Genomic DNA, 6,769 nt, shown 5'->3' on the forward strand with positions numbered 1-6,769 from the left:
CCCCCATGCCGCCGCCAGAGCTGCCCGCGGACTGGGACCCCGAAGCCAGCCCCGCCCTGGGCGCCCGGTCGCTGGATGGCGTCTTCCTGCCGTCCCTGCCGCGTGGCGCGCTGGTGGGCACGCCGTACTACATGTCCCCGGAGGCCTGGGCCGGTGAGGAGCTCACCGCGCGCAGCGACGTGTACTCGCTGGGCGTCGTGCTCTACGAGCTGTGCGCGGGCCGGGGCCCCTTCCGCGACGTGCCCTGGCGCGAACTCTCCGAGGCTGTGCGCACCCGCGATGTCCGGCCCCTGCTCGAAGTCGCCCCGTCGGTGGATCCCGGCTTCGCCGCCGCCATCGACAAGTGCCTGCGACGAGACCCGGCGGAGCGCCACGCCTCCGCCGCGCAGTTGCTCGACGCGCTGGAGGCGCTGACCCGCGAGGACGTGCCCGTCGTCGTCCCGGAGGGCAATCCCTACCGCGGCCTCCAGGCGTTCGAGGCCGAACACCGCTCGCTTTTCTTCGGCCGCCGCCGCGAACAGCGCGCCGTGCTGGAGCGGCTCAAGGCGGAGGCCTTCCTGTTGATGACGGGGGACTCCGGCGTCGGCAAGTCGTCGCTGTGCCTCGCGGGCATCCTCCCCGCCGTGTGCGATGGCGCGCTGGAGGACGGCCGACGCTGGCGCACCGCGCGGCTCGTGCCCGGGCGCAGGCCCGTCTCCGCGCTCGCCGTGGCGCTCGCCCCGGTGCTGGAGGTGGAGGAGGAGCCGCTCGCGGAGACGCTGCGCCAGGACCCCACGTCGCTCGGCCGCAGGCTCCGCGCGAAGCTGGGCACCGTGGGCGGCCTCCTGCTCTACATGGACCAGTTGGAGGAACTGGTGACGCTGTCCCCTCCGGAGGAGGCGGCGCTCGCGGGCGCCGCGCTGGGCTCGCTCACCGAAGCGGCCGGCGGACTGCGCCTGTTGGCCACCGGCCGCAGCGACTTCCTCACCCGCCTCACCGGCGTGCCCGGCCTGGGGCCGGAGGTGCCGCACGCGCTGTACCTGCTGCGCGCGCTCACCTCCGAGGAGACGCGCGAGGCCATCGTCGGCCCCGCGCGCGTCAAGGGCGTGCGCTTCGAATCCGAGGCCGTGGTGGATGCGCTCGTCGCCTCCACGGCCGCCTCCGACGGCGGCCTGCCCCTGCTCCAGTTCGCGCTGGCGGAGCTGTGGGACGCGCGCGATGAGTCCCGGGGCGTGATGACCCAGGCGGCGCTGGAGTCGCTGGGCGGTGTGTCCGGCGCGCTCGCCCGACATGCGGACGCCGCCGTGGCCCGGCTGCTGCCGGATCAGCGCTCGGCCGCGCGCGGGGTGATGCTGCGCCTGGTGACGGCGGACGGCACCCGCGCGCGCAAGACGGACCGCGAGCTCGTGGGTGACGACCCGCGCTACCGCGCCGCGCTGGAGGCCCTGGTGCGCGCGCGCCTGCTGGTCGCTCGCGAAGGGGAGGGCGGCACCGCGTACGAGCTGGCCCACGAGGCGCTCCTCACCGGGTGGACCACGCTGGCGCGCTGGCTGGTGGAGGCCGGCGAGCGCCGCGAGGTGCAGGCCCGGCTGGAGGCCGCCGCCGCGCAGTGGGAGCGCCTGGGCCATGCGCGCGAATCGCTCTGGGGGCCCCGGCAGCTCGCGGAGACCGGGGTGCTGGAGCCCTCCGAACTCACCCGGCGTGAACAGTCCTTCCTCGACACCTCGCGCAGCACCGGCGTGCGCAGCCGGCGCCTGAAGCAGGGGCTGGTGCTGGGCTTCCTCGTGTCGCTGGCCCTGGTGTACGTGGGCCTCCAGTGGCGCGAGCGCCGCATCCTCGATGCGCGCGTGCGCACCGAGCTGGGCGCGGCCACCGCGGAGCTGGGCTCCGTGCGGACCGAACGCGACGCGCTCCAGGCCGAGCGCACCGAGGCCTTCCACCTCTACGACACCGGCCACAAGGCGGACGGCGACCGGAGCTGGCTGAAGGCGACCGGGCACGCCGCGCAACTGGGCCACCACTTCGATGCCGTGGCGGACCGGCTGGAGCGCGCGCTGGCCCTGGCCCCTGGCCGCGCCGACGTGCGCGACGCGCTGGCGGACTTCCTCTACGAGCGCGCCCTGTGGGCCGAAAGCGAGCGCGAACCCGTGCTGCCCGCGCTGCTCCAGCGCATGCGCCTCTACGACGCAGACGGCACCCGCTGGCTGCGCTGGAACGCGCCCGCGCACCTGTCCGTGAACGCGGAGGCGCCCGGTGCCTCCGTGGAGCTGCGCCCCCTGTCGCGCGAGCCCGGAGGCCCGGAGGTCGCGGGCGAGCCCGTGGCTTCCGGCGCGACACCCGGTTCGGACGTGGCCCTTGCCCCCGGCCCCTACCGGCTCACCGTGCGCGCGCCGGGCCACGAGGACGCGGTGCAGCCGCTGCTCCTCCATCGCGGCGAATCGCGCCGCGTCGTCCTGCCGCTGCCCCGCGCGGGTTCGCTCCCCTCGGGCTTCGCCTATGTGCCCCCTGGCGAGGTGCGCTTCGGCAGCGCCGCCGAGGCCAGCGTGCGCGACTTCTTCAACGCCGTTCCCATGCACCCCGTCACGGTGCCGGGCTTCCTCATCGCCCGCCATGAGACGACGTTCGCGGACTGGGTGGCGTACCTGGAGGCCCTGCCCGCCCAGGAGCGCGCCCAGCGCCAGCCCCGCGTGGGCACCGGAGGCTATGCCGGGGTGCTCGCGCTGGAGCCGGACGCCAGCGGCTGGAGACTGCGCTTCCAGCCCGGCGGCGTGCTCTACACGGCGAAGAGCGGTGAGCCCCTGCGCTACGCTCGACGCTCGCTGCGCACGGAGCAGGACTGGCGCCAGTTCCCGGTGAGCGGCATCTCCTTCTCCGACGCGGAGGCCTACGTGGCCTGGCTGTCTTCGTCCGGTCGGGTGCCCGGCGCGCGGTTGTGCTCGGAGCTGGAGTGGGAGCGCGCCGCGCGCGGCGTGGACGGCCGCGAGTACCCCCATGGCAACCGGCTGGGGCCGGACGAGGCCAACGTGGACACCACCTACGGCAAGGACCCGGGCGGCTTCGGCCCGGACGTCGTGGGCAGCCACCCCGCGTCCCGCAGCCCCTTCGGCGCGGACGACATGGCGGGCAACGTGTGGGAGTGGACGCGCTCGTGGCTGGAGCCCGGCCGCTCGGTGGCGCGCGGTGGCAGCTATTCGTTCGCCGTGACGTCCGCGCGCTCCACCAACCGCGAGCTGCCGGATGCCTCCATGCGCGATGTCGCGGTGGGCCTGCGCGTGTGCGCGGACCTGCCTCCGTCCGCGGACGCAGGGCACTGAGCACCACCGGACGATAGAACCCCTCAAGAAGCCCGGGTTTCGCCCCCCGGTCGCTTCCGAGTGGAAGCCACCCAACGCTGCAAGTGCCCACCAGGGCCAGCCGCGGTTGCCGCTCCCGCCCACCGGACGGACCTTGTCACCTGAAGCACACGGTGCGGGGTCGGGGTCGGGGCAGGGAAGGGGCATCCAGATGAGGACGTTGCAGCGAGTGGTCGCGGCGTGTCTTGCCGTCGTGGCGGTGGGCTGTGGCACGGAATCCTCGGAGGACGAGGCTCCGTCCCTGCGGACGCAGATGGCGGAGGTCGTGTCCCCCAACGGGCGCAACCTCAACGGCCGCAACCTGAATGGACGCAACCTGAACAACTCCGAGCTGGGCGGCATGCTGGTGTCCGTGGCCTACACGGGCGCGCTCTCCGCCAGCGGCAAGGCGCTGAGCAACGTGCGGCTGGAAGGCTCGGCCTTCGTCGGACTCGACGGCGCCAACCCCGTCACGGGCATGGGCTTCAACGGCGCGCGCTTCGTCGGCAAGCTGGGCGACGGTTCCACCCTTCCCCTGCGCGTCGACGCCATCACCCAGGGCAGCGGCGTGGACAGCGACCTGTGGTCCTACCGCGTCTCCTACCAGGGCACCGACGGCGCCTGGCGCGCGGTGTGCCAGGACTCGAGCGGCGCGGCGGTCTCCGCCATCGCCGTGGCCGGTCGCTGGGACTACCGCCAGGGTGTCACCGGCGGCGGCGAGAAGATCAACGACAGCGCGGCCTTCACCTTCGCCTGTGAGGGCGCCGCCATCGCGAAGTGCATGCATTTTGGCTACAAGCCCTGGGCCACCGCCTCCAACGGCCAGAGCCTCGCGGGCCACCATCAGGCCTGCACCCGCATGGTGCGCGCGGACTTCTGCGGCGACGGCGAGTCGCACACCACCGACGGTCAGTGGGTCAATCTCTACGACGCCGCGGGCGTCCAGGGTGACACCGAGTCCTGGAGCACGGAGGCCGAGTGGAACGAGGGCGGCGCCCGCTGCTTCACCAGCCAGACGCGCGCCCAGTCCCCCGTGACGTGCGCGAACGTCACCGCCATCGCGAACTGCGGTGACACCGCCCACTTCCAGTCCGGCACCCGCATCATCAGCGAGACGCCGTACGGCACCACCGGCTTGTAGCCTCCCAGGCTACGGCAAAAACTGCCTTGTAACCGGATAGGTTACAAAGTCCGTAAGTCGATAATTGTCAGTGTTTCATGATATAGGAAACGCCTGATTCATCTCCGGCTCCGAGAGGGCCGGAGGTGGGGTGGGCGCGCTGCTTTCACAGGGAAACGGGACCGGGGCTTGAGGCCTTCCGGAGCCCGTCGGGCGTGGCGGTGAGGGTGCCCCCATCGGATGCCTGCCGTCGCGGTTTCCCGTCGTGGAAGGAGCACCCATGAAGCCTGTCGTGTCTTCGCTGTGGAAGCATTCCCGGAGTGTGCGGTGGCGCCTGCCGTTCGCGCTGCTCGCGTCGTCCCTGGCGGTGGGCTGTGGTCAGCCCCCGGTTGAAGGTTCGGAGCCTGACGCGCCGGTGGCGGATCCTTCCGCCCAGGTCGCGGAACCGGTGGTCGCGTTGGACACGGCACTGGCCTCGGCGACCAATGATCCGGATGAGGCGCCGGCGCGCCCCGTGGTGGAGTCCCTGGTGGCCATTCCCCAGGGGGTGACCAGCAAGGCCACGGCGTCCCTGTTCGAGCTGAAGCTGGACGCGAAGCGCTCGGAGAACGAGCAGTTCCGCGGCCAGACGCTGGCGATGGCGGAGGGCTCCCAGCAGTTGCTCTTCCGCGACGACGGCCAGAACGGCGACGCGGTGGCGGGCGACCTGCTCTTCACCGCTTCCGGCACCTTCGACTTCGTGGCGCTCCAGGCGGAGCAGCAGCGCATCGCCCAGGCGCAGTCCCAGTCGCAGGAGCCGCTGACGACGGCGGTGTTCGAGAACCGCGCGCTCGTGCGCACCGTCCCGGTGACGGCGATGTCCACCGTGTTCCAGGTGGGCCAGCGCGTTCCCATCCGGCCCATCGGCCTGGCGTCGCTGGTGGATCCGGCCCGCTCGCTCATCATCCGCGCGCCCGCCGTCATCAATGATCCGACGCGCACGTGGGACCCCTGCACCAACGCGGGCAACCCGGCCGGCAAGTGGACGTTCAACTACCTGATGACGGAGATGGCCAACCAGCCGTTCACCGGCGTGGCCCCCACCACCTTCGTGCGCGAGTGGGTCCGGCAGTGGGAAGCGCCCCGCACCATCAACTCCTTCGTCAGCCCTGCGCGCACCAACATCGTGCCGAAGCTCGTCACCCCCTGGCCGAAGCTGACCACCGGTGAGCTGAACCTGGCCCGCTCGCCCTTCAAGCTCATCGCCATCGTCAACCGGCTGGACCTGGCCGGCAGCAACCCCGCCTACGGCGCCGGCAGCGCGGGCGAGGGCCGCTTCATCTTCGCCGCCACCGAGGGCACGGGCACCTCCTGTCACACGACGCCCTTCCTGGTCATCCTGGAGTACGGGGTGGACAAGACGGGCTGTGCTTCCATCAAGACGTACGCGCAGCAGTGGCAGGCCCTGTCGGGGCTGGCGCTGGGCAGCGCTTCGTACAACGCCGCGCTGGAGGCCCTCACGGAGCAGTTCGCCAAGCGCGACCTGTCGCCGCGCAAGCCCAACCGCAGCTCCATCAACCAGGTGCGCACCAACGAGAACTGGCTCTTCAACCCCTGGGAGCTGCGTGAGTTCCGCCTGTGGAACACGACGGTGAACCCGAACTCGTTCGCGTCCCCGGGCCCCGTGCTGGGTCTGCTCAACAGCCACACCGTGGCCCAGACGCCGGACCGCGCCACGAAGACGACCGTGTTCCCGTCCTACGTGAACGCCAACGCGGCCAGCATCGTGGCCGGCACGTACAGCGTTCCGCTCGTGGTGGGTGCCACGCCGTTCCGCGGCGGTCGCTCCATCGTTCCGTCGCCCTTCGCCACGCCGCCGTTCTGGAGCCTGCCCGCCGCGAGCATCCCCAACCGTCAGGCCCGGCACGTGTTCTCACTCAACACCTGTGACGGCTGCCACGGCGACGAGCTGGGCATCTCCTTCACCCACGTGAACCAGAACGGCGCGCTGTCGCCCTTCCTGAGCGGCCCGATGGTCGTCCCGGACCGCGCGGATGGCGCCCCCGTCCGGACCTTCAATGAAGTGCTGGCCCGCCAGACCTTCCTTGACCAGACGGCCAACCAGAGCTGCCTGACCGCGGCGTTCACGGCGACCAGCGCGTCGGTCCACTAGAGACCCCCTGGCTGCCTGCCCCTCGTGCGTGAGGGGTTCGACGTCCTGCGCGGCCTTCGTCCCGGTTCACGGGGGCGGAGGCCGTTGACGTTTCCGGGTTGAAGCGCCCGCTTCCCTGGCTGCCGGAAAGGAGCCCACGGGTGTTCTGCGGACGCACCGTGGGCTCCTTTCCGGCAGCCAGGGAAG

Annotated in this window: 3 protein-coding genes; all 3 read left to right on the forward strand. The window is 72.1% G+C overall.

Annotation, left to right across the window (positions count from 1 at the left end; translation table 11 throughout):
- A partial coding sequence (locus D7V88_RS37390; protein WP_120545347.1) for an nSTAND1 domain-containing NTPase occupies window positions 1–3,293 on the forward strand: 3,293 nt, incomplete at its 5' end.
- Between the two features lie 190 nt (window positions 3,294–3,483).
- The gene (locus tag D7V88_RS37395; protein ID WP_120545345.1) at window positions 3,484–4,452 is read left to right on the forward strand and encodes an ADYC domain-containing protein; all 969 of its coding nucleotides are present in this window, start codon (window positions 3,484–3,486) and stop codon (window positions 4,450–4,452) included.
- Window positions 4,453–4,711: 259 nt separating this feature from the next.
- Complete coding sequence (locus tag D7V88_RS37400) at window positions 4,712–6,583, forward strand: hypothetical protein (protein WP_120545346.1); 1,872 nt, start codon at window positions 4,712–4,714, stop codon at window positions 6,581–6,583.
- The last annotated feature ends 186 nt before the right edge of the window (window positions 6,584–6,769 follow it).

The sequence above is a fragment of the Corallococcus terminator genome, from assembly GCF_003611635.1.
Lineage (GTDB): Bacteria > Myxococcota > Myxococcia > Myxococcales > Myxococcaceae > Corallococcus > Corallococcus terminator.